The organism is Cupriavidus sp. FW306-1B-F12B, assembly GCF_058781795.1.
This window is the reverse complement of sequence record NZ_JBYSXC010000014.1, coordinates 65,980-84,811: the sequence shown is the minus strand read 5'-3', so window position 1 is coordinate 84,811 and position 18,832 is coordinate 65,980. Positions and strand designations below refer to the sequence as shown.

Here is an 18,832-nt window from a genome sequence, read left to right as displayed (position 1 = left end):
GCCGCTGGCGCAACTTTTCTTCGCAGTCAATCCGAAACGATCTGGCGGCCGCGCATAAGGCTGCCGGACGTGACTCGCCCCTAATCCTGGCATCAAGGAGGAGACCACCATGCCTGCCAGCCAACCCCTGAACGTCACCGCGTTCATCGACCGCCAGCCGCTGTCGGCGTTCCAGGTGAGCATCGTCGTGCTGTGCTTCCTGATCGTTGCGGTCGATGGCTTCGATACGGCGGCGATCGGCTTCATCGCACCAGCCATCCGCGCGGAATGGCAGCTGACGCCGGCCCAGCTGGCGCCGCTGTTCGGCGCCGGGCTCGGCGGCCTGATGGTCGGCGCCTTCGTCTTCGGCCCGCTGGCCGACCGCTTCGGGCGCAAGGGCGTGCTGGTGCTGTCGGTGCTGTTCTTCGGTGCCGCCAGCCTGGCCTCGGCCTGGTCGCAGGACCTGTGGACGCTGGTGCTGCTGCGCTTCCTGACCGGCCTGGGCCTGGGCGGGGCCATGCCCAACGCCATCACGCTGACCTCGGAGTTCTGTCCGGAAAAGCGGCGCTCGTTCCTGGTCACGACCATGTTCTGCGGCTTCACGCTGGGCTCGGCTTTCGGCGGCCTGGCTTCCGCCGGGCTGATCGACGCCTTTGGCTGGCGCTCGGTGCTGGTCGCCGGCGGGGTCATGCCGCTGGTGCTGGCGGCGCTGCTGCTGTGGCTGCTGCCGGAATCGGTGCGCTACCTCGTGCTGGCCGGCAAGCAGCGCGAACGCATCGTCGCCACGCTGCAGAAGATCGCGCCGCAAGCCGACCTGCGTGACGCCACCTTCGTGGTCGGCGAACAGCGCAGCACCAGCTCGCCCGTGCGGCACCTGTTCCGGCCCGAGCTGCTGCGGGGCACGCTGCTGTTCTGGCTGACGTTCTTCATGAGCCTGCTGGTGATCTACCTGCTGTCCAGCTGGCTGCCGACGCTGCTGCGCACCGCCGGCCATTCGCTGCGCACGGCAGCGCTGGTGACAACCATGTTCCAGGTCGGCGGGACGGTGGGGGCGATTGCGCTGGGTTGGCTGATGGACCGGATCAATCCGCACTATGTGCTGGCGTCCAGCTATGGGCTGGCGGCGCTTGGCATCGCGGCGGTGGGCAGCGTTGCTTCCGAGCCGGTGGCTGCGGGCATGGCGGTGTTTCTTGCGGGCTTCTGCGTCTCAGGGTCGCAGGTGGGTGCGAATGCGCTGTCCGCCAGCTTCTATCCGACGGACTGCCGTGCCACAGGCGTGAGCTGGGCCAACGGCGTTGGCCGGATGGGCTCGGTGGTGGGGTCGGTCGGCGGGGCCACCATGCTGTCGATGGGCCTGGGCATGCCGGCGTTGTTTGCGTTGATCGGCGTGCCGGCGCTGATCGCAGGGTTGTCGATGTTCTCGCTGGGGATGGTCAGGCGCGAGAGTGCGGTGGAGCGCCTGGCAGTCTGAAGGCGGGCGGCGGGAGTGACTGAGAGGGAGGCGGCCTGACGGTCTCCCCCTCGGCATCATGGCTGTCCGCGATCGATCAGGCGATCGGCAGTTTCAGCACCTGCTCGGTGGTCAGGATATCGCCGAAGGTGTCGTCGATGGTGGCAAGCGCGGCCCGGTGCAGGTCCCGGTGCGGCACCACGCCGCCGGCCGTATCCAGGTCGCGCGTGGCGCAGGCATCCTCCGCCACGATTACGCTGTATCCGAGCGGCGCCGCATCGCGCGCCGCGCCTGACACGCAGGCATGGGTCATCAGGCCCGTGATGATCAGGGTCTTGATGCCGGCGGCCTTCAGGCGCTGGTCCAGGTCGGTCGTCGGGAACACGCTGACCGAGGTCTTCTGCAACACCGTGTGATGCGCGGCCGGCTGCAGGTCGCTGTGGAATTCCACGCTGGCGCTCTGTTCCGCAAAGACGGGGCTGCCCGCGGGCGTCACGTGCTGGATGTGGAAAACAGGAATCCTGGCCGCATCCGCGTGAGCGATCAGGCGTTGCGCATTGCCCAGGGCGCGCGCGCCGTCCGGGATCGGCATCTTGCCGCTGAAGTACTCATTCTGGAAATCGATCACCAGCAAGGCGCTGCTGGCGGCTTCGATGGCGGTGGGGGCCGGTGCGCCGGCCATGGTGCGAATCGTCGGGTGGTTCATTGTGGTCCTCGTCATGGAAAAGAAGAGGGCGGCGCCGCTGGCGAGGAGGCCGCCCCAATCACCGCAACCGCGGCATGGGAGGTAGTTTCCAACGCCGGCTGCAACCCCGAAAGTGGCCCGATGGACAACATCCGATAGAATTGGGCCATCCTCAATTCGTGTCCGTGCCAGCGAGAACGCAATGCACACCGTCGCGGTGATCGCCTTCGAAGGCATCAGCCCCTTCCACCTGTCCGTACCCTGTATCGTGTTTGGCGACGATCTTGCCCGGCTGGGCGTGCCGCGCTACCGGCTGGTCATCTGCGGCGAGAAGACCGGGCTGATTCCCACCATGTCCGGGTTCAGGATCGACGTCGGGCACGACCTTTCGGTGCTGGCAGAGGCCGATACGGTCATCATGCCGGCCTGGCGCGACCCGGCGGAGCGCCCGCCCCACGCCCTGGTGGAAGCGCTGCAAAGCGCCAGCGCGCGGGGCGCGCGGATTGCCGGCCTCTGCCTGGGTACGTTCGTGGTCGCCGAGGCGGGTTTGCTGGACGGGCGCACGGCGGCCACGCACTGGGCCTGGGCCGATGACTTTGCGAACCGGTATCCGCAGGTCCGGCTCGATCGCAACTCCCTGTATATCGACGATGGCGACATCCTGACCTCGGCCGGGACGGCGGCCGCCCTGGATTGCTGCCTGCACCTGCTGCGCCGCGACCATGGCGCGGACGTCGCCAACCGGGTGGCCCGCCGCATGGTCGTTGCCCCGCACCGGCATGGCGGCCAGGCCCAGTACATCGAACAGCCGCTGCCCCGGGTGGACGGCGCGGACAAGCTCAGCACGACCCTGGACTGGGCCATCGAAAACCTGGACCAGGCGCTGACACTGGACACGCTGGCGCAGCAGGCCGGGATGAGCCGGCGCAACTTCACCAGGCGCTTCAAGGCGAAGACTGGCGCAACGGTGACGCAGTGGGTGCTGAACCACAGGCTGACGGCGGCGCAGCGCCTGCTGGAGACGACGGACAAGGGGGTTGACCTGATTGCCGAGCTGGTGGGGTTTGGATCCGCCGTTTCGTTCCGGCAGCACTTCACCCAGGCCTTAGCCGTTTCTCCGTCGGCTTACCGCAAGCAGTTTGGCGGTGCGGTGCTGAGCGGGCAAGGCTCCCCATCGGCTTGATCTGGGTGCAGCCAGCCCACAACAGCCAGCGCAAGAAAACAAGGGATTTCCCTCTTCGTGTTTCGGCCATCGGTCGAGATATTCTTAATGGCTTCCATCATGGTGGTAGACAATGTTGTGCATTAAAGCCGGGCGGGGGGCGGTGCGGAGCGAGTGCATGTGGCACGGCGGCGGTGCGGGCTGACCGCATGCCCCATGTCCAGCGTGGGCCAGGCCTGTGACCGGGCAGTGGCCCGGAACTTGCGTCCGCGTGCGGCAACGCAAGCAAGGGGATTCACATGGCAGGCACCACGACCAGGACAAGGGAGGCCAGGAAAGAAGCCGCAACACGGGCGGTGGCGCCTGCCGCCAGCACCGACCCGCCGTCACGGGAAGGGCGGGAGTGCCGGGACGGCGACAGCACCGTGCAGTCCCTGACGCGGGCGCTCCAGCTGATCGAGCTGTTGTCCGATGACGACGAGGGCTACCGGCTGGTGGATCTGGCGGCACGCAGCGGCCTGTCTACATCGACCGTCCATCGCCTGCTGACCACGCTCGAGCAACGCCAGTTTGTCCAGTTCGATCGCGAGCGCAGCCTGTGGTACGTGGGCGTGCGTTGCTTCTCGGTGGGTGCCGCTTTCGCCCGCCGGCGCCGCATCAGCGAACTCGCCCTGCCGGTGATGCAACGGTTGAGCGCGCTGTCCGGGGAGACCGTCAACCTGGGCGTGGCCAGCGACGGGCAGATTGTTTTCGCCTGCCAGGCAGAAGGCCCCCACGGCAGCCGCGCGCTGGCCAGGCCGGGCCAGCGCGCGCCGCTGCATGGCACGGCCATGGGCCAGGCGGTGCTGGCCGCCAAGAGCGAGCCCGACGTGCTGCAATACCTGCGCACCTTTGGCCTCCCGCGCCTGACCAACAACACCATTGCGCGCCCCTCGCGCCTGCATGAGACCCTGGCCGAAGTGCGCCGGCGCGGATATGCGGTGGACGACGAGCAGAATGCGGTCGGCCTGTGCTGCATTGCCGCCGCGATTTGTGACGAGCACGGCCGGCCCTTCGCCGCGGTCTCGCTGGCCGGTTCCAGCCAGCGCATCGTGCGTGCCCGTTTCGATGAGCTTGGCGCCTGGGTGCGTTGGGCTGCCACAGAGATCAGCGCTGCCTACGGCGGGCGCTGCACCCGCGTGCCCTGCCCGATGCCAGTGCCCGCAGCGTCCTTGCCTTTCCACGCGGGCGCGCCGGAAAGCTGTTGATTCCTAAGGGTTTATTCAAGAAGTTCCGGCGTGCGGGAAAGCCGCCGCGCGGGTCTGGCCATGCGCTTCAATGGAAGCAATGTCACGACCGGCCCCCGCACCATGAAGACCCTGCTTGCCGATACCCCCTGGAGCCGACGGCTTGCCGCCGGCATTGACCGTATAGCCATCCTGTGCGGATGGTGGCTGATCGTGCTGTCGGTGGCGACCTGCGTCGAAATGCTCGGGCGCAAGCTGGGCGGCTTCAGCTTGCAGGGCATCGATGAAATCGGCGGCTATACCTACGCCATCCTTGGCACGTGCGGCTTTGCCTACACCCTGGTCGGGCGCGGCCATACCCGGGTGGACTTCCTGCTGACGCGCTTTCCGGTCAAGGTGCGGGCCGTGCTCAACCTGCTGGCGATGCTGAGCCTGGCTGCCGTGGCCGGACTCTGCGTCTGGCGCGCCGGCCATGTGCTGGTGGACACCATCGACCTGCACAGCACCGCGTCCACGCCGCTTGCCACGCCCCTGTGGATGCCCCAGACCCTGTGGCTGGCCGGCTATTCCCTGTTCGCACTGGTGGCGGCCTGCGCCGCCTGGCACGCCCTGCAGCTGCTGGTGCGGCGCGACTGGGCCCGCCTGAACAGCCAGTTCGGGCCGCAGACCCTGGCCGAGGAGATCGAGGCGGAGGCGGACATCCGCGTTGCCGCCGCGCCCGCTGAGGGCAATGGCGCGGGCCAGGGCAGCGCTGAAGGCAAGAGCGAAGGAGCGGCAGCATGATCGGTCCCATTGAAATCCTGCTCGGGCTGTGCCTGATGCTGGGGCTGATGTTCCTTGGCTTCCATGTGGCCACCAGCATGCTGGTGGTGGGCGTGGCCGGGGCGCTGGCCTATTTCGGCATGCCCGCGATCGACGCATTGGGCGAACAGTTGTGGGCGGCCGGCGAGGACTACCTGCTGCTGTCGATCCCGCTCTACATCCTGCTGGGCGAGATCCTGATGCGCGGCGGCGCGACGGACAAGATGTACCAGTCGCTCGGCGACTGGCTGAACCGCCTGCCGGGCGGCCTGCTGCATACCAATATCGGTGCCTCGGCATTGTTCTCGGCGGTGTCCGGGTCATCGGTGGCCACCGCGGCGACGATTTCCACGGTCGCGCTGCCTTCCTTCCGCAATCGCGGCTATGACCAGCGCATGGTGCTGGGCTCGATCGCGGCCGGCGCCAGCCTGGGCAACCTGATCCCGCCCGGCGTGGCCTTCATCATCTACGGCTCGATGACCAATACTTCGGCGGCGCGGCTGTATGTGGCGGGCGTGCTGCCCGGGGCCATCATGACCGTGCTGTTCCTGGCCACGATCCTGCTGATCTGCCTGTGGAAGCCCGCGGCGGGCGGCCCGCGCGAGGCCCGTGTGCCGCTGCTCGCCAGGCTGAGCAACTCGCGCCACCTGGCGGGTCCGCTGCTGGTGTTCACGGTGGTGATGGGCAGCATCTACACCGGCTGGGCCACGGTCACCGAGAGCGCCGCGCTCGGCGTGCTGGTGTGCCTGCCGGTGGCGGCCGCCTACGGCAAGCTCAGCGTCGCCATGCTGCACGACTGCTTCCGCTCCACGCTGCGCCTGACGGCGATGACCGCGCTGATCCTGGTGGCCGCGCTCTACCTGAACTTCGTGCTCTCCATGCTGGGGGTGCCGCAGGCGCTGGCCGGCCTGATGAAGCAGGTGGACGTGTCGCCGGCGGTGTTGCTGTGGCTGCTGGCAGCCCTCTACCTGGTGCTGGGCATCGCGCTGGAGACCATGCCGATGCTGGTCGGCACGGTCCCGGTGGTCTTCCCGATCGTGCAGGCGGCCGGCATCGATCCCGTGTTCTTCGGCGTGTTCATGGTGCTGATGTGCGAGATCTCGCTGATCAGCCCGCCGATCGGCATGACGCTCTACGTGATCCAGGGCGTGCGCGGCGAAGGATCGATCAATGAAGTCTTCCAGGGCACGCTGCCGTTCTTTGCCGCCATGGTGGTGATGACCGCCGTGCTGATCCATTTCCCGGCGATTGCCACCTACCTGCCCAACCTGATGTTCGGGCATTGACCTCCAAGGAAGCTCCCATGAACGCCAAACGAATCGCCGGCGCGCTGATCGCGGCCGCCCATGTCGCCTGCGCTGCCGCCGTGCTGCCGCCGGGCACTGCCCAGGCACAGCCGGCCCAGCCTGCCCAGCAAACGAAGCTGCGGGTAGCCGGCAACCTCGTCGCGACCGGCCTGATCCAGCAGAACAAGGAGCAGCCCTTTTTCGAGAACTTCGCCAGGAACACCGGCCTGCCGATCGATGCCGACTACAAGCCGATGGATGTGCTCGGCATCAAGGATTCAGACGGCCTGCGCGTGCTCCGCTCCGGGCTGTTCGACATCGTCAGCCTGCGCCTGGCCCAGGTCTCGCGCGACGAGCCATTCTTCCTCGGGCCGGACATCGTTGGCCTGAGCACCGACTACGGCTCGGCCAGCAAGGCCGTGGATGCCTACCGCAATGCCTTCGACAAGCGCCTGCAGGAACGCTACGGCGCCAAGCTGCTCGGGATCTGGCCGTTCGGGCCGCAGGTGGTGTTCTGCAAGTCGCCGATCGGCGGCCTGGCCGACCTGAAGGGCAAGAAGGTGCGCGTCTACGACCAGTCCCTGGCCAAGTTCATCGAGAAGCTCGGCGGCATTCCGGTGACGATCCCCTTCGGCGAGACCCAGCAGGCGCTCGAGCGCGGCGTCACCGATTGCGCGATCACCGGCCCGAGCTCGGCGAACACGGCGGGATGGCCCGAGGTCACCTCATACTTCATGCCAGTCGGCTTCCAGATCGCGCTCAATGCCTACGCCATCAAGCTCAGCCGCTGGAACGCGCTGCCGCCCGAGCAGCAAACGCGCCTGGCCGAGGCCTTCCAGCGTTTCGAGCGCGATACCTGGTCCTATTCGCGCGAATTGTTCGAGGATGCCTCGCGCTGCAACGTCGGCAAAGAGCCGTGCAAGACCGGCAAGAAGTTCGCCATGAAGGAGGTGCCCGTGCGTCCGGCCGACCTGCAGCTGGTGCGCGACGCGCTGACCACGGTCTCGCTGCCGACCTGGACCGAGGTCTGCGACAAGTCCTACCCGCAATGCTCGGCCATCTGGAAGCAGACCATCGGGCCGCTGGTCGGGCTCAAGTGAACACTGAGGACGGCGGAGACGACGATGGATGATCTTTGGAAACTGCCGGCACATGCGCTCACCGACGGCTACGCCACCGGCCGCTTCACGCCGCAACAGGCGCTGGCGTCCTGCCTGGCGCGCACGGCGCACTGCAATCCGGCGCTGAACGCCGTGATCGCATTCGATACTGAAGGCGCCATCGCGGCGGCACAGGAGAGCACCTCGCGCTGGCGCCGTGGCGAGCCGCTGGGTGCGCTCGATGGCGTGCCGGTCACCGTCAAGGACAACCTGCACGTGCGCGGCCTGCCCACGCATTGGGGCAGCCGCGCGCTGGCGGGCTTTGTCCCGGACCGCGACGAACTGCCGGTGGCGCGCCTGCGCGCGGCCGGGGCGCTGATCTTCGGCAAGACCAATGTGCCGGAGTTCGCCATGCAGGGCTATACCGACAACCTCGTCTTCGGCACAACCGGCAATCCCTGGCAGCCGGCCCTGACGCCGGGCGGGTCTTCCGGCGGCGCGGTGGCGGCGGTGGCATCGGGCTGCTGCCCGCTGGCGCTGGGCACCGACGGCGGCGGCTCGATCCGGCGCCCGGCCTCGCATACCGGGCTGGTGGGCTTCAAGCCGTCGCCCGGACGGCTGCCGCGCGGCAGCGGGTTGCCCGAGATCTTCATGCGCTATGAAGTGGTCGGCCCGCTGGCCCGCTGCATGGCCGATGCGATGGCCATGGCCGAGGCGCTGGGCCAGCCCGACCCGCGCGATCCCGATTCCCGGCGCTTTGCCGGCGTGCCGCTGCAGATGCCGCCGCGGCCATGCCGGGTCTTGCACGTGCCCCGCTTCGGCGATCATCCGGTGGATGCGCGCATCGCTGCCTTGACCGGGCAGGCAGCGCAAGGACTGCGTGAACTTGGCCACACGGTGGATACCGCGCAGGCGTTCGAGCTGGCGGAAGCGACCAATGCCAAGTGGTCGCTGTTGTCGCAGGCAGGACTGGCCTGGCTGGTGGAGCAGGGCGGCGCGCAACTGCCGTTCTGCCCGCCGCTCGATGCGGGCACGTTCGGTGCGGCCACGCAGGCCAATGCATCGGCAGGCGCGGGCCTGCGTGCCGTGCAGCTGTTTGATCTGCTGATGGCCGTGGAGCGTCTGCGCAGCGAGCTTTCCTTGCTGTTCGCACGCTACGACCTGCTGCTGACGCCCGCCGCAGCGGCATTGCCATGGCCGGCCGCACAGTCGCACCCGCCTGTGATCGAAGGCCGCGAGGTCGGGCCGCGTGGCCATGCGATATTCACCGCGTTTGCCAATGCTGCCGGGCTGCCCGCGATCTCGCTGCCGTGCGGTGAGGCAGAGGGCTTGCCGGTTGGCATCCAGCTGGTGGCGGCGCCGGCCGAGGATGCGCTGCTGCTGGCAATCGCGCGCCAGTTCGAGCAGGCTTTCCCGAGGCCGCCTGGGTTCCCGCTCGACGGGCAGGGCCAATGAAGACCCTGGTCGCGCCAGGTACGCCGGCGGCGCTCGCGCAGATGCTGTGCGTCGCGCGTGCGCGCGGCGAGCGCGTCGATCCGGCACTGTTGCACCCGCTTGCGCACGGCGGCAGCTACGCCGTGCAGGATGCCACGCTTGCCATGATCGGTCCCATTGGCGGCTGGAAGGTTGGTGCGAGGGGGCCGGGCCAGGAACCCGCCTGTGCGCCGTTGCCGGCGGCCGGCCTGCTGCCGGATGGCGTGGCCCTGCGGGGGCCGGCCTGGCGCCTGCGCGGCATCGAGGTAGAGGTTGCCTTTGTGCTCGGCGCCAGCCTGCCGCCGCGCGGCCGGCCTTATGCGCGCCGGGACATCGAGGCCGCGCTCGCGCTGGTGGTGCCTGTCATTGAAGTCGTGGAAAGCCGCCTGGAGGACTGGCTCGGGGCCGGCAGCGATGCGCAGCTGGCCGACCTGCTCAGCCATGGCGCACTGGTGATGGGGCGCCCCACGCCGTTCGCGCGCGAGTGGCTGCACCTGGGCGCGCTGGAGGCCACGCTGCGCTTTGGCCGGCGCACCGTGGCGCATACCGTCGGCGGGCACCAGAGCCCTGATGTCGGCGCGCTGCTGGTCTGGCTGGCCAACCACTGCGCCGCGCGCGGGGCGGGGCTGAAAGCCGGGCAAGTGGTGACCACCGGCACCTGCACCGGTCTGCTCTTTGCCTCTGCCGGAACCCGCGTCAGCGCCGGGATCGAAGGGCTGGGGACGCTTGCGGCGTGGTTCTGAGGGCGGGGGCTTACGGAACCCAGCCAGGCAGCTCCGATGCCTGCCGGACCCAGCTTGCCACCAGCGCCTCGTCAAGCTCGTCGTCTTCGTGGATGTGGAAGTAGCGCGTGTTCTTGTCCTTGGATTCGACGGGGGGAACAGGGCGCAGCGACATGCCACGGAAGAAGGCCACCTTGATGTACTTCGTCATGCAATGGAAGCTGAGGAACCAGCCCTGGCCCTCGATGCCATAGAACGGCGAGTTCCACCTCACTGCCTTGCGGACGTTGGGAACGTTGCGCTCGATGAGCGCGTCGAGACGGCGCCCGGCGTCGTGTTTCCAGCCCGGCATGGCGGCGATATAGGCCTGCACGGGGGCATCTCCGTCGGCCTTCGCGATCTGGGGGTTGCCGCCTGCGAGCAGGGGCGGGCTGGCAGCGGCCCGCGTGGCCGGAGTCTTCGTTGCGGCGTGCGCCGGCTTCCTGGATGGTTGGTTCGCCATTGCCTTCACTCCATCGAATACACGCTAACCACCTGACAGACAGGCCAAGTCGCCCAGGGCAGACATAGCCGCTGACGACAGTGCTTGAAGCACGACAATCGGGCTATGCTAACCTGCTGAAACGGATCGGGCAACGAACGAGGGATCGACCGGAATGCTCTCTGTCATGGCCGGACGCGAGCTGCCTCATGCGCGGGACAAATTCGAGGAATAGGCATCCATGAATCCATCGGAACATATCGACGAGCTGATCGCAGGACTCACTGACTGGCGTGGCAAGACGCTGGCCAAGCTCCGCAAGACCATCCTCGAGGCCGACGGCGAGATCATCGAGGAATGGAAATGGATGGGAAGCCCGGTGTGGTCACGCGACGGCATGATCGCGGTCGCCAACGCGCACAAGGAGAAGGTGAAGATCACCTTCACCAACGGGGCGAGCCTGCCGGATCCCGACAAGCTCTTCAACGCCGGCCTCGGCGGCAACAAGTGGCGTGCGATCGATCTCTTCGAGGGCGACAAGATTGATGCGCGTGCCATGAAGAATCTCATCCGTGCCGCGATTGCGTTCAATCAGGGCAAGTCGAAGAAGAAGGCACCGTCCGCGGCTACCCGGGCGAAAGCACAAGAGAGCAAAGAGTAAAGGGACACGAAGCGTCCGGGCGTGCGGGCGCGCGCCTGAGCATCGCAAAGAACGTCCCGGGCGGCATGCTCCACGCATATGGAATGCCGGTTTTCTTCGTTGGTTTTCGCGTGCTGCGCGCGTACGTTCGTGGGTTTCCATCTCCCCGCGAATGCCATGACCGCTTCCCGACGACAGTTCCTGCGCCAGGGCGCCGCCGCCACGGCCGCGCTCGCCTCCGGCCCCATCCTTTCCTTCACCACGTTCGCCACCGGCAATGCGCAAGCGCAGGGGCGCCCGGTCCTGAAAGCCGGCGACCAGAAGGGCGGCCTGCGCGCGCTGCTCGAGTCCGCCAACGCGCTCGACGGCCTGAACTACGACATTCAATGGACCGAGTTCCCTGCCGCGGCACCGCTTGCCGAGGCGCTGAACGCGGGCGCGGTCGACAGCGGCCCGATCGGCGATGCCCCGGCGATCTTCGCGCTCGCGGCCGGCACGCGGATCAAGCTGATCGGCGCCAACCGCTCTGATCCCTACGGCACGGCAATCCTGGTGCGGCCCGACTCGCCGCTGCGGCAGGCGGCCGACCTGAAAGGCAAGAGCATCGGCACCAACCGCGGCTCGATCGGCCACCTGGTGACGCTCAAGGCGCTGGAATCCGCGGGGCTGAAGCCGGAGGACGCCAACCTGCGCTTCCTGCCGCCGGCGGATGCCAAGCTCGCGTTGAGCAGCGGCTCGGTGGATGCGTGGGCGACGTGGGAACCCTATACCGCGATGGCGGAAACCAGCGGCCACGCGCGCGTGCTGGTCAGCGGACGCGGGCTGTGGTCCGGCCTTAGCTACCTGGCAGCCACCGATGCCGCGCTGGCGTCCAAGCGCGCGGTGCTGCAAGACTTCCTGCGCCGGGTGGTGCGTGCGCAGCAATGGTCCTACCAGCATGTGCCGGAGTTCTCGGCGGCCCTCGCCCGCATCATCGGGATCCCGCCGCAGGCGGCACGGCTGCAGTTCGAGCGGCGGCACACGCAATGGCGGCAGATCGATGCCGAGCTGATCGCCGAGCAGCAGCGCACGGCGGACTTCTACCAGAAAGCTGGGTTGCTCAAGCAGCGGCTCGATGTGCGGCAGACCTTCGACTCCGGGTTCTCCCTTACCGGCTGACCGCCGCGGGCGGCGCCAGGCCGTGCACTGAGTCCATCGACGGCCTCGGCAAGCGCCTCCGGCACAACCATGGCCTCGCCGGAGGCCGCTAAGGATTTCCATGATTGACGCCGCCTCGCGCCAGCCCATTTCACGGCCTGGCGCGGCCTGCGCTGGCGTGGACCGTTCTGGTCCCAGCGAATCCGGGCAACTGGTCCTATAGGCCCGGAATGGCCCTCACCTATAAAGCCGTGACCCCCAAACATATTTCCCCTTCCGAGGAGCAAAACCATGCGGTGGATCAAGCAGATAGCGACGTATTTCGCCCTGGTGGCCGCGCTGGCGCCAGCCGCACACGCCCAGAACAAGAATGTAGTAATTGCTTACCAGGACATGGTGGTGCCCTGGCGCTACGCACAGGACATGAAGGAGCTGGAAAAGCAGACTGGCTACACGGTCTCGTTCCGGCAGTTCGGCGGCGGCGGGGACGTGATCCGCGCCATGGCTTCGGGCCAGATCGCCATTGGCGAGGCCGGCACCTCGCCGATTGCGTCGGCGCTGTCGCAAGGGCTGGATGTCGAACTGTTCTGGATCCTGGACGACATCAACGCAGCCGAGGCGATGGTGGCGCGCAATGGCAGCAAGATCGCCAGCGTCGCCGACCTGAAGGGCAAGCGCGTCGGCGTGCCCTTCGTGTCGACCACGCACTACCACACGCTGGTCGCGCTGGAGCGCGCCAAGATCAATCCGAAGGACGTCCGCATCGTCAACATGCGCCCGCCCGAGGTAGCCGCCGCCTGGGAGCGTGGCGACATCGACGCCACCTTTATCTGGGACCCGGTGCTGGCCAAGCTCAAGCAGTCAGGCACCGTGCTGATGACCTCCGGCCAGATTGCCGCCGACACCGGCAAGGCCACCTTCGACGGCATGATCGCCAACAAGAAGTTTGCCCGCGAGAACCCGGAGTTCATGGTCAAGCTGGTGCGCGTGCTGGCCGCCGCCGATGAAAACTACCGCAAGAACAAGGCGTCCTGGACCCCCGATTCGCCCATGGTGAAGGCGGTGGCCAAGGTGTCTGGCGCCAAGCCCGAGACGGTACCCGCGAGCATGGCGCTGTACGCCTTCCCCACGCTGCAGGAGCAGGTGTCGGAGCGCTGGCTGGGCGGCGGCGCGGCGCGCGCGCTGCAGTCCGCGGCGCAGTTCCTCAAGGAGCAGGGCACCATCCAGACCGTCCTGCCGGACTATGGCCCGGGCGTCAACGCGGAATGGGCAAAGCGGGCGTTGCGCTGACGCCGCGCCCATCGCGCTGAAGATGGCCGCCGCGCGCAAGCCAGTCCGGCGCGGCCGCCCCGAAAGTCCTGTTGCGGAAGCCCATCATGTACAAGCTTGAAATCGATAATCTCAGTGTCAACTACGGCGTCGCGGGCGGCGCCAAAACGCTGGCCCTGTCGCAAGTCAACCTCACCATGGAGCGCGGCGATTTCGTCGTGGCGCTCGGTGCCTCGGGCTGCGGCAAGACCACCTTGCTGTCGTGCATCGCAGGTTTCATGGAGCCTTCGGAAGGCGAGATCCGGCTGTCCGGCAAGGTGGTGCGCGGGCCGGGTGCCGAACGCGGCGTGGTGTTCCAGAAGCACGCCCTGATGCCGTGGCTCAGCGTGGCGGACAACGTCGCGCTGGGGTTGCGCCTGCGTGGGGTGTCGCGTGCCGAACGGATGCGGGTCGCGCATGAGAAGCTGGCCGCGGTCGGTCTGGAAGACGTCGCCGGCAAGCCGGTCTATCAGCTCTCGGGCGGCATGCAGCAGCGCGTCGGGATTGCCCGCGCGCTCGCCTGTGATCCGGCGGTGATGCTGATGGACGAGCCGCTGGGCGCGCTCGACGCGCTGACGCGCGAATCGATCCAGGCGCTGATTCTCAAGCTCTGGGCCAAGGAACAGAAGATCGTCTTCTTTATCACGCACAGCGTGGAAGAGGCGCTGTTCCTGGCCACGCGGCTGATTGTCATGACGCCGTCGCCTGGCCGCATCGCGCACACCTATGAACTGCCGTTCGCGCGGCGCTTCATCGAATGCGGTGACGCCCGTGCAGTCAAGGCCGACCCGGAGTTCATCCGCTATCGCGAAGAGATCATTGATCTGATCCATGCAACCGCCTGAGGAACACGAGATGCCCGCTTCCGTCCAACGCATCGAACCCACGCCGCGCGTCACCAAAGCCGCCGCGGCCGGGGCCAGCCAGCAAATGAAGACCGTCTCGGGCTACCGCCTGCCCGGCGAGGGGTCAAGCTCACGCATCTCCACCATCACCGTGGTGCTGCTGCTCGCGCTGTGGTGGCTCGCCAGCCACCTGCGCTGGCTGCCGCCGCTGTTCCTGCCCACGCCTGAGTCCATCGTCACCGCCTTTATCGATGCCTGGCAGGGCAACCTGCAAGGCGGCCAGCCGCTGACCGAGCATTTCGCGGCCAGCATGATGCGCGTGTTCGGCGCCTTCGGGCTGGCGGTGGTCACGGCGGTGCCGGTCGGCGTGATGATGGGGGTGTCGCGCATCGCACGCGGCGTGTTCGATCCGCCGATCGAGTTCTACCGCCCCTTGCCGCCGCTGGCATACCTGCCGCTGATCGTGATCTGGTTCGGCATCGACGAGACCTCGAAAGTGCTGCTGATCTTCCTGGCCTGCTTCGCGCCGCTGGCCATGTCGGCCCAGGCCGGCGTGCGCTCGGTCACCATCGAGCAGATCAACGCGGCTTACTCGATGGGCGCCACGCCGTGGCAGGTGGTCCGCCATGTGGTGATCCCCGCCGCGCTGCCCGATATCCTGACCGGGATGCGCATCGCCATAGGCTTCGGCTGGACCACCCTGGTCGCCGCTGAAATGGTGGCCGCCACCGCCGGCCTTGGCCAGATGGTGCTCAATGCCTCCAACTTCCTGCGCACCGACGTGGTGATCATGGGCATCGTGCTGATCGGGCTGATCGCCTACGTGTTCGACCTGCTGATGCGCAAGCTGGCGAAGGTCCTGGTGCCCTGGAAGGGACGGATGTGAGGTGAGGATGTAGTCAAGCTGCGACCTGGGTGTTGGGCAAGGACTGGCTGACGGCCAGTCCTTGCCGTTTTCCGGCGTTACGCCCGCAGCGCGGCCTTCATCATCGCGCCTGCGCTTCCAGGAACGGCAGCAGTTCCGCCATGAAGGCCTCCGGTGCCTCTTCCATGATGAAGTGGCCGCAGTCCGGCACCACCACGCCGCCGCACTTGGCGACCTGTATGGCGCGCTGCCGCACGGCATCTCCGTGCAGGCCCGAGACGGCGTAAGCCGCGCCCGCTTGCAGGCGATGATCGCGCCCGCGATGCTGCCGCGGTGTCAGTCTGAGAGACGGCGTAGAGCATTGCCCGAGGCCAGCGATGCGGGCTTGCTGAGTCCCAGCTGCTCGGCCTGGTCAGTGATCCAGTTCCAGTCGATGCTCAGTCCCCGGTGGCAAGCGGGGCAAGTCAGTGGCTGAGGCAGCTTTCCCGAGACCATATCCTGCAGGATTTCGGAGTGGATGTGCCCGCACGCCGTGCAGGTGAAGAAGAGTGGGACAGGAGGTTTCATCGTCGCCTCGCAGGGAGGGCCAGCCTCTAGGCCGCCAGATGCTCATCCCGTGCCACGGAAGGCGGAGGAAGCAGGGCCATGGCCTCTTCCAGCCTCTGGACCAGCGCGGGACTTGCCGGCTGCAACGGCAGGCGGGTTTCCGGGGAGATCACGCCGGAGAGCGCCAGGGCAGCTTTCACCGGTGCCGGATTCGGCTCCGCGAACATCAGCGAGATCAACGGCGCGAGCTTCGCGAACAAGGCGCGGGCCGCGCGGAAGCGTCCTGTCTGTGCCAGATGCAGCAGGCGCACGAACAAATCCGGACGAATATGCGAGGACGCGGCGATCACGCCGGCGCCTCCCGCAAGCAGGTGATCCAGCAGGGCCGCATCCTCGCCGCACAGCACGGTGACATGCGGATCGTTGACAAGGGCCCCGAGATTGCCGGCGTCGCACTCCTTGACCGCCGAGATCTGCGGCTGCGCGAGCAGAGATCGGATCAGCGCAGGCGACATCGCACAGCCAGTTCGCTTCGGCACGTTGTACAGCATCAGGGGGCGTTCGGTTGCGCACGCCACTTCATTGAAATGCCACACGATTCCCGCATCGGAGGGCCGCAGGTAGCAGGGCGGCGGCACCAGGTAGCCGGCAAGGTCAAAGCCGTCCAGTTCGGCAACTTGCGCGCACACCGCGCGGGTATCGACCGCGCCGACGCCAGCCATCACCGGCAGCTCGCCGTGGACGGCCTCGAGCACTGCCGCCGTGAAGACTTGCCGCTCGTGCGTGGAAAGCAGGCTTCCCTCGCCGGTCGTGCCCAAGATGATCAGGCCGTTCACGCCTGCCTCGAGGTAACTCTCGGCCAGCCTGGCGGCGCCCGGCAGGTCCAGCGAGCCGGCACGCATTGGCGTGACCATGGGCACCCAGATGCCCCATGGCGACTGGCGGGAAACCGCTGCGATACCGGTGCAGGCGTGCACGGCGGCACCGGAAACGCTCTCTTCCTCAGTGCGCCACATGGTTGTCTCCCAGGGCTGTCGTGACGCCGAACTCCGCCGCCGGAAAGGCCGTCATGATGGCGTGCATGGCCGCGTCGCGGTCCGCGCGTGCGATCTCCACGTGCAGCGTGGTTTCGCCGTGCCGGTAGTCCACGTTCACCACATAGACGCGGGCCAGTTCACCGAGCACCCGGTGCATGGTCTGCCGCAGGCCGAACACTTCGGTGGATGCCACCGCAAGACGCATGCGGATCCAGGCCGGTGCGGGCTGGGAGACCGCGCGCAGCGCGGGCATGGTGGCCTTGCTGCTGCGCAGGGCGGTACGTCGGGGAACAGTATCAACGGCCAGGCTTGACTGTCGCATGATTGGATGGACCGGCGCGGTAGCGGGTCGCGTGTTGGACATGGCTTTATGCTAGCCAGCGCCGTCTAAATTTGATGCAAGGATGTTGGGCCTTGGCGTTAAATCCGCATCAAGATCAGCGCCGCTGGCAAGGCGCTCGCGCTCAGAACGTCTTCGTCAGCGACGCCCAGGCCGTGGCCTTGCCCAGGTAGCGGCCGCGGTTGGCGCTGGTGTAGGCCACTTCCTTGGCGTTGGTATCGACATAGGCAACCGCCAGCGCGAAGCCCTTGCCCAGGTCCTTGGTCAGGCCGATCTTCCAGTCGGTGTACGAGGCGTCGCTGTTATGCTTGACGCCCTGGTAGCCGACGTGCGCGTTCAGCGTCAGGTCCCAGAAATTCAGCGGGACATTGGCGCTCAGATCGACGTAGTAGCTGTTCTTGCTGTCGGCCCAGCCAAACAGGTTGGTGACCGAGTGCGAGTACTTGAGCATGACCGGGCCCCAGCCGATGCCGGCGTACAGTTCCGTGGTGTAGGGGCGCGGGTTGTTGTAGCCGCCCGGGTAGTAGTACTCGAGCACGCCCAGGTCATAGTTGAACTCGGTGCCGGCGACCTTGAAGGTGTTCTTGAAGCCGCCGTAGAAATCCATTTCGACCGGGGCCGAGACCGCCGGGTTGGCATCCTCGAGCCAGCTGATGCTGGAGTTCCAGTTGCCCACATAGAAGCCGCTTTCGTGGGCGTAGTCAAAGCCACCCTGGATGGCCGGGCGCAGGTTGGTCTGGCTGATGCCGCGATAGCGGTAGTCCGAGACCAGCGACACGTTGGCCGTGAACGTATGCGGGGACGGCGCGGCGTCAGGCTGGGATTGCGCCATGGCCGGCATGGCAGCGAAAAGGATGGAAGATGCGGAACATGCGAGCAGCGTGGCCGCGGTTTGGCGCAGGTCAGTCATTGTTGTTGTGGCGAGAGTTGAAAAAATCCCCGTTGCAGGGAGCCTCGCCACGATATGGCCTGACGCGTAAAAACGGTATCAAAAGCCGCGGTGCCCGCGTACAAATCCAATCAATGCGCCTGGATTTCAGCGCTACCCGGCAAACCGGTAGCCCAGCCCGATTTCGGTCAGCAAGTGGGCGGGCCGCGCCGGATCCGCTTCGAGCTTGTGCCGCAGATGCCCCATATAGACGCGCAGGTACTGGCTGCTTTCGGCCTGGGAGGGTCCCCACACCTCCCGCAGCAATTCCCGGTGCGTCATCACCTTGCCGCGGTGGGCGATCAGAACCGCAAGCAGCCGATACTCGATCGGCGTCAGGTGCACGGCCTGTCCCGAACGGGTGACGACGCGGCTGGCCAGGTCAACCTGCACGTCGCCGAACAGGATCTGGCGGGAACCGTGAGCGTTGGCCCTGGCATGCCGGCGCAGCAGCACGCGCAGGCGCGCGACCAGTTCACCGACGCCAAAGGGCTTGGTCAGGTAGTCATCCGCGCCGGCATCCAGCGCACCGATCTTGTCGGCTTCTCCGCTACGTGCCGACAGGACCAGCACCGGTACGTCAGTCCACGTACGGATCTCGCTGATCAATCTCACCCCGTCTCCGTCCGGCAAGCCCAGGTCGAGAATGACGAGGTCAGGTTGCCGGGTGCCTGCCTCGATCAGTCCGCGCTTGAGCGATTCCGCCTCGTGCACCGTGCAACCTTCGGACTCCAGGGTCGAGCGGACAAAGCGCCGGATATGCGGCTCATCCTCAACCAGCAGGACTGTCGGGGAAAAATCAAATGGCATCAACTCCCTCT

20 protein-coding genes are annotated in these 18,832 nt (G+C 67.1%); 13 read left to right on the top strand and 7 right to left on the bottom strand.

The genetic code is table 11. The features are described 5' to 3' along the window. The first annotated feature begins 109 nt into the window (after positions 1-109). Complete coding sequence (locus AC3WLE_RS22260; RefSeq protein ID WP_492356421.1) at positions 110-1,450, top strand: MFS transporter; 1,341 nt, start codon at positions 110-112, stop codon at positions 1,448-1,450. A 76-nt stretch (positions 1,451-1,526) separates the two neighbouring features. Here the strand turns inward: AC3WLE_RS22260 and AC3WLE_RS22255 are convergent, their stop codons facing one another. Continuing rightward, complete coding sequence (locus AC3WLE_RS22255) at positions 1,527-2,135, bottom strand: cysteine hydrolase family protein (protein ID WP_492356420.1); 609 nt, start codon at positions 2,133-2,135, stop codon at positions 1,527-1,529. Positions 2,136-2,316: 181 nt separating this feature from the next. Between AC3WLE_RS22255 and AC3WLE_RS22250 the strand changes: the two genes are divergently transcribed. The 7 genes from AC3WLE_RS22250 (at position 2,317) to AC3WLE_RS22220 (ending at position 9,905) form a co-directional block, all read left to right on the top strand. Further along, positions 2,317-3,297, top strand: coding sequence for a GlxA family transcriptional regulator (locus AC3WLE_RS22250; RefSeq protein ID WP_492356419.1), 981 nt, complete (start codon positions 2,317-2,319; stop codon positions 3,295-3,297). Positions 3,298-3,575: 278 nt separating this feature from the next. Then, positions 3,576-4,523: an IclR family transcriptional regulator gene (locus AC3WLE_RS22245; protein ID WP_492356418.1), complete on the top strand. Its 948-nt coding sequence runs from the start codon at positions 3,576-3,578 to the stop codon at positions 4,521-4,523. Positions 4,524-4,625: 102 nt separating this feature from the next. Then, the gene (locus AC3WLE_RS22240; protein WP_492319168.1) at positions 4,626-5,285 is read left to right on the top strand and encodes a TRAP transporter small permease subunit; all 660 of its coding nucleotides are present in this window, start codon (positions 4,626-4,628) and stop codon (positions 5,283-5,285) included. Then, on the top strand, positions 5,282-6,589 hold the full coding sequence (locus tag AC3WLE_RS22235; RefSeq protein WP_011616863.1) for a TRAP transporter large permease: 1,308 nt from the start codon (positions 5,282-5,284) through the stop codon (positions 6,587-6,589). The genes AC3WLE_RS22240 and AC3WLE_RS22235 overlap by 4 nt, the downstream gene beginning before the upstream one ends. A gap of 17 nt (positions 6,590-6,606) precedes the next feature. Beyond that, a complete protein-coding gene (locus tag AC3WLE_RS22230; protein ID WP_492356417.1) occupies positions 6,607-7,689 on the top strand; it encodes a TRAP transporter substrate-binding protein in 1,083 nt (360 codons plus the stop codon). 24 nt (positions 7,690-7,713) lie between these two features. Then, complete coding sequence (locus AC3WLE_RS22225) at positions 7,714-9,144, top strand: amidase (RefSeq protein ID WP_492356416.1); 1,431 nt, start codon at positions 7,714-7,716, stop codon at positions 9,142-9,144. Next, positions 9,141-9,905 (top strand): fumarylacetoacetate hydrolase family protein, encoded by a 765-nt coding sequence (locus tag AC3WLE_RS22220; protein ID WP_492319171.1) that lies wholly within the window; start codon positions 9,141-9,143, stop codon positions 9,903-9,905. Before AC3WLE_RS22225 ends, AC3WLE_RS22220 begins: the two co-directional genes overlap by 4 nt. A gap of 10 nt (positions 9,906-9,915) precedes the next feature. Here AC3WLE_RS22220 and AC3WLE_RS22215 read toward each other — a convergent pair whose 3' ends face one another. Further along, positions 9,916-10,386 carry a DUF1801 domain-containing protein gene (locus tag AC3WLE_RS22215; protein ID WP_492350927.1) on the bottom strand — a complete coding sequence of 157 codons (471 nt, stop codon included), beginning with the start codon at positions 10,384-10,386 and terminating at the stop codon, positions 9,916-9,918. A gap of 220 nt (positions 10,387-10,606) precedes the next feature. Here AC3WLE_RS22215 and AC3WLE_RS22210 point away from each other — a divergent pair, with 220 nt between their 5' ends. From AC3WLE_RS22210 to AC3WLE_RS22190, 5 genes are all read left to right on the top strand, one after another. Next, positions 10,607-11,026 carry a DUF1801 domain-containing protein gene (locus AC3WLE_RS22210; protein WP_492319173.1) on the top strand — a complete coding sequence of 140 codons (420 nt, stop codon included), beginning with the start codon at positions 10,607-10,609 and terminating at the stop codon, positions 11,024-11,026. A gap of 156 nt (positions 11,027-11,182) precedes the next feature. Next, entirely contained in the window at positions 11,183-12,163 is a 981-nt protein-coding gene (locus AC3WLE_RS22205; RefSeq protein WP_492319174.1) for an ABC transporter substrate-binding protein, read from the top strand. 270 nt (positions 12,164-12,433) lie between these two features. Further along, a complete protein-coding gene (gene tauA / locus AC3WLE_RS22200; RefSeq protein WP_492319175.1) occupies positions 12,434-13,432 on the top strand; it encodes a taurine ABC transporter substrate-binding protein in 999 nt (332 codons plus the stop codon). Between the two features lie 86 nt (positions 13,433-13,518). Further along, on the top strand, positions 13,519-14,295 hold the full coding sequence (locus AC3WLE_RS22195) for a taurine ABC transporter ATP-binding protein (protein ID WP_010813418.1): 777 nt from the start codon (positions 13,519-13,521) through the stop codon (positions 14,293-14,295). 10 nt (positions 14,296-14,305) lie between these two features. Continuing rightward, positions 14,306-15,181, top strand: a complete 876-nt coding sequence (locus AC3WLE_RS22190) for an ABC transporter permease subunit (protein WP_010813419.1) — start codon at positions 14,306-14,308, stop codon at positions 15,179-15,181. Between the two features lie 100 nt (positions 15,182-15,281). Here AC3WLE_RS22190 and AC3WLE_RS22185 read toward each other — a convergent pair whose 3' ends face one another. The 5 genes from AC3WLE_RS22185 to kdpE all read right to left on the bottom strand — a co-directional run bounded on the left by AC3WLE_RS22185 (position 15,282) and on the right by kdpE (position 18,821). Then, positions 15,282-15,416, bottom strand: coding sequence for an alpha/beta fold hydrolase (locus tag AC3WLE_RS22185; protein WP_492319176.1), 135 nt, complete (start codon positions 15,414-15,416; stop codon positions 15,282-15,284). 337 nt (positions 15,417-15,753) lie between these two features. Continuing rightward, entirely contained in the window at positions 15,754-16,722 is a 969-nt protein-coding gene (gene dapA / locus AC3WLE_RS22180) for a 4-hydroxy-tetrahydrodipicolinate synthase (RefSeq protein WP_492356415.1), read from the bottom strand. Then, the gene (locus AC3WLE_RS22175) at positions 16,709-17,065 is read right to left on the bottom strand and encodes a hypothetical protein (RefSeq protein ID WP_492319270.1); all 357 of its coding nucleotides are present in this window, start codon (positions 17,063-17,065) and stop codon (positions 16,709-16,711) included. Before AC3WLE_RS22175 ends, dapA begins: the two co-directional genes overlap by 14 nt. 142 nt (positions 17,066-17,207) lie before the next feature. Next, positions 17,208-17,993, bottom strand: coding sequence for a TorF family putative porin (locus AC3WLE_RS22170; protein WP_492363594.1), 786 nt, complete (start codon positions 17,991-17,993; stop codon positions 17,208-17,210). A gap of 132 nt (positions 17,994-18,125) precedes the next feature. Further along, entirely contained in the window at positions 18,126-18,821 is a 696-nt protein-coding gene (gene kdpE / locus AC3WLE_RS22165) for a two-component system response regulator KdpE (protein WP_492319179.1), read from the bottom strand. Between the last annotated feature and the right edge of the window lie 11 nt (positions 18,822-18,832).